This is a genomic window from Caulobacter sp. S45 (assembly GCF_903642205.1).
GTDB lineage: Bacteria > Pseudomonadota > Alphaproteobacteria > Caulobacterales > Caulobacteraceae > CAHJWH01.
Genome location: NZ_CAHJWH010000208.1, coordinates 1 through 4,189 on the forward strand (window position 1 = coordinate 1; position 4,189 = coordinate 4,189).

Annotated in this window: 3 protein-coding genes; all 3 read right to left on the minus strand. The window is 71.4% G+C overall.

Annotation, left to right across the window (positions count from 1 at the left end; all coding sequences use genetic code 11):
• Window positions 1–107: 107 nt before the first annotated feature.
• The gene (locus HUV06_RS14875; protein ID WP_174302028.1) at window positions 108–1,223 is read right to left on the minus strand and encodes a 2OG-Fe(II) oxygenase; all 1,116 of its coding nucleotides are present in this window, start codon (window positions 1,221–1,223) and stop codon (window positions 108–110) included.
• Between the two features lie 88 nt (window positions 1,224–1,311).
• Window positions 1,312–2,814, minus strand: coding sequence for an efflux transporter outer membrane subunit (locus tag HUV06_RS14880; RefSeq protein ID WP_254601175.1), 1,503 nt, complete (start codon window positions 2,812–2,814; stop codon window positions 1,312–1,314).
• A gap of 1 nt (window position 2,815) precedes the next feature.
• A partial coding sequence (locus HUV06_RS14885; RefSeq protein WP_174302030.1) for an efflux RND transporter permease subunit occupies window positions 2,816–4,189 on the minus strand: 1,374 nt, incomplete at its 5' end.

Sequence of the window (4,189 nt, forward strand, 5' to 3'; positions counted from 1 at the left end):
ATCCTGCGATCTCGGCCAGGCGCCCGGAGGCGGAGCGGAGCTGGCGGTTGGCCTGGAGCGCGGCTGCGGGGTCCGCAGGCGGGGGTGGCGCGCGCCTGGTCACGCGCTCAGCGGGCGGGAACGGCGACGCGGTCGCGTATGCGTTGCGAGAGCAGCCACGTCTCACCGGCGGTGGGCGCGGCCTCGGCGTGCAGGGTGCGCCGGTCGGGCTGGTTGTCCAGGTCGATATTGGCGAAGTAAAGGGCGTCGCCCTTGCGGCCCCGGTGACGCAGGCCGAGCGCAGGAAACACCGTCTCGCCGCCTTCGTAGTCGTCGTTCAGATAGACCAGCACGGTGGCGATCCGCTGGCCGTGGGCGGCGGCGTCGATGGCCTGGACCTCCACATCCGGGTCCAGGAAGTCGAAGTGAGGCCCGGACTGCTGGCCGACCTCGTAGTGCAGCACCTGCGTCAGCTCCATCGCAGGCGTGGGCAGTCGGGTGGCGGCGGCCATGCGGGCGCGCACCAGGGCCAGCACCACGTCGGTGTTGACGACGTCGAACTCCACGATACGGGGGCGGCGCAATCGTCCCTGGGACGCAGCGCCTGACGCGGCGTCGTCGCCCCGGGAGGGCTGCAGCCGCAGTTGGGCGCGCGCCACCAGCCAGTCGCAGACCGCAGGGGTTAGCAAGCCGTCCGCGGCCCTCAGTCGGGGCGACTCGCTCAGGACACGCTTGGGCGGCGGCCGCGTCCAGGCCGTCCAGTCGATGGCGCGGCGCATCCGGCCCCAGGCGCCGGGCGTCCCGTCCGGGCTCACCCGTCCGCCGAGCAGCTGCAGCTGGCCCTGGGCCAGGGCCGAGCCCAGGTCGGCGCCTCGCTCGAGGTGGTCCAGGGCGATCGCCTGCTGGGCGGCGGTCGCTGCGGCGGCGGCCTTGAGCGCGGCCAGCAGGGCGTGAGCATCCGCCTCGTCCTGCTCGGCGGCGCGTTGCAGCAGGCGCAATCCCTCCCGGGGCTCCAGCGGCGCGGCGCGGCCGATCAGCAGGCGCGCGCCGAGGAAGCTCATGGCGGGTGCGTCGCCGGCCTCGGCAGCCTGCCGCAGCAGGGTGACGGCGTCCTCGTGCCGGCCCGCGGCATCCGCGGCCTGGGCGTCGATCCGCAGCGCTTCGGCGGCCTGCCGGGCGGCGGCGGCGCGTAGGGCGGTGCGACGATCCTCGGGACGGATCAGGACGACGGGCGGCGGCTGCATCGTCCGACGCTATGCCACAGAGCAGGGCGTCCAGCCCAGGGCCGGAGCGGCCTGTGCGACCCTCACGCCTTGCTCCGCCACACCAGCGTCAGCGCACGCCGCCGCCGCCGAGCGTCTGGTAGAGGGTGATCAGGTTGGTGGCGCGGGTCAGCCTCGCGGTCACCAGGGCCTGCTGCGCCGAATAGGTGTTCAGCTGGGCGGTGAGGGTGTTGAGGTAGGTGTCGCTGCCGCGCTGGTAGCGGGCGTTGGACAGGGTCAGGGAGCGGCCGGTGGCGAAGGCGTAGGCCTGGTTGGCGGCTACCAGCTCGCCGATCTGGCCGCGCTGGGCCAGCGCGTCGGCGACTTCGCGGAAGGCGGTCTGGATGGCCTTTTCATACTGGGCGACCGCCACGTCGCGCTGGGTCTTGGCCAGGCGCAGGTTGGCCGCGTTGATGCCGGCGTCGAAGATCGGCAGGGTGATGGCCGGCGTGAAGCTCCAGGAGCCGGTGGCGCCGCCGAACAGGTTGGCGAAGGACAGGCTGGTGCTGCCCCCCGATCCGGTCAGCTCCACGGTGGGGAAGAAGGCCGCCCGCGCCGCGCCGATGTTGGCGTTGTAGCCGCGCAGCGTATGCTCGGCCTCCTCCACGTCGGGGCGGCGCAGCAGGACCGCGGAGCTGACGCCTGCGGGCAGGTCGGCCAGGGAGGCGAAGTTGTCGTCCAGCGGACCGGGCAGAAGGTCGGGCGGGATGGCCGCGCCGACCAGCAGGGTCTCGGCGTTGGCGTCCTGGGCCAGGGTGGTGGTGTAGGTGGCCACGTCGGCGCGCGCCTGTTCCAGGGCGGTCTGGGCCTGGCGCACGTCGAGTTCGGAGGCGACGCCGCCGCTGAACCTCGCCTGGGTCAGCTGCAGGCTGGTGGTGTCCGCCTTCACCGTGTCCTTGGCGGTGTTCAGCCGCTCCAGGTCGGCGGCATAGGTGACGTAGTCGGTGGCCACCTGGGAGATCAGGCTGATCTGGGTGGCGCGCTTGGCGGCGTCGGTGGAGAGATACTGCTCCAGCGCCTGCCGGGTCAGGCTGCGGACCCGTCCCCACAGGTCCAGCTCGTAGTTGCTGACGCCGAGCGTCGCCTCGTACTCGCGGATGAACACGCTGGAGCTGGTCGAGGTCGCTGAGGCGACCGTCGTGCCCGTGGTCCCTGCGACGCTCGTAGCGGCTACGCCCGAGGTGGCGCCCAGCACCGACGCGGGAATGTGCTCGTAGGTGGCGTCGGCATTGGCGTCGATGTGGGGCAGCAGAGCGGCGCGCTGGATGCGGTACTGCTGGCGCGCCTCGGCTATGTTGAGGATGGCGACCCGCAGGTCGCGGTTGTTGTCCAGCGCCAGCTGGGTGATGGCGCGCAGCTTGGGATCGGTGAAGAAGTCGCGCCAGGCCAGGTCGGGGGCCGCCACCTGGACCGGTTCCGCCGCGCCATAGGCGCCGCCCTGGGGCAGGGCGGCCGGCACGGGCGGAGCGGGGCGGACGTACTTGGGCTCCAGGCTGATGCAGCCGCCGAGCAGCAGGGCCAGCGCCAGGGGCGCTGCCCGCAAACTGCGGAGGCGGGGTCGCGGGGAGGCCACCTCAGGTCTCCCGCACATTGGCGTCGGTGATCCGATCGGCGGGCGTCTTCTGCGGCTTGCCGGGCGCGATCTTGCGGACCACTACGTAGAACAGCGGCACGAAGAAGATGGCCAGTATGGTCGCCCCGATCATGCCGCCCACCACGCCCGTGCCGATGTCGTTCTGCCCGCCGGAGCCCGCGCCGTTGGAGATGGCCAGGGGGAAGACGCCGACGATGAAGGCCAGCGAGGTCATCAGGATCGGGCGCAGGCGGAGCTTGCCGGCCTCGATGGCCGCCTCGATGGAGCTCTTGCCTTCGCGCATGGCCCCTTCGGCGAATTCCACGATCAGGATGGCGTTCTTGGCCGCCAGACCCATGGTGGTGAGCAGGCCGACCTGGAAGAAGACATCGTTGGCCAGGCCCCGCACCGTCACCGCCAGCACCGCGCCGATGATGCCGAGCGGCACCACCAGCAGCACCGCCACCGGCACCGACCAGCTCTCGTACAGCGCCGCCAGCGACAGGAAGACCACGATGAAGGACAGGGCGAACAGCAGCCCGGTCTGGGAGCCGGCGTTGCGCTCCTCGTAGGACAGGCCCGTCCACTCCAGCCCGATGCCGGGCGGCAGCTTCTTGACCAGCGCCTCCATCTTGTCGAGCGCCGCGCCCGAGCTGACGCCCGGCGCCGGCTGGCCCTGGATTTCCATCGCCGGCTGGCCGTTGTAGCGTTGCAGCTGGGAGGCGCCCGGCTTCCAGTGGCTGGAGGAGAACGCGGAGAACGGCGTCAGGGCGTTGGTGGAGCCGCGCACGTACCAATAGTTCAGGTCGTCCGGCTTGGCCCGGAATGGGGCGTCGCCCTGGACATAGACGTGCTTGACCCGGCCGCGGTCGGTGAAGTCGTTGACGTAGGTCGAGCCCCAGGCGGTGCCGATGGTGTCGTTGACGTCGGCGAGCGACAGGCCGAGCGCGGTGGCCTTGAGCTGGTCGATGTCGATCTGCAGCTGCGGCTGGTCGGGCAGGCCGTTGGGACGCACGCTGGTCAGCGTCGGGTCCTTGGCGGCCATGCCGAGCAGCTGGCCCTGGGCGGCGTTCAGGGCGTCGTGGCCGACACCTCCCTGGTCCTCCAGCTCCAGGTCGAAGCCCGTGGCGTTGCCGAGCTCCTGCACCGAGGGCGGGATCAGCGGGATGATCATGGCGTCCCGCACCTTTGAGAAGGCCATGAACGAGCGGCCCACCACGGCCTGGGCCTTGTTGGCGGCGCCCTTGCGCTGGTCGAATGGCTTGAACAGCACGAAGCACTGGCCGGCGTTCTGGCTCTGGCCGGCGAAGCTGAAGCCGGCGATGCAGAAGACCGCGTTCACCGCCGACTTCTCGTTCACCAGGAACTCGTGCTC

What these genes read in the sequence shown, in the direction of transcription:
- HUV06_RS14875 (WP_174302028.1), bottom strand. Translation starts at nt 1,223, where the DNA reads ATGCAGCCGCCGCCCGTCGTCCTGATCCGTCCCGAGGATCGTCGCACC.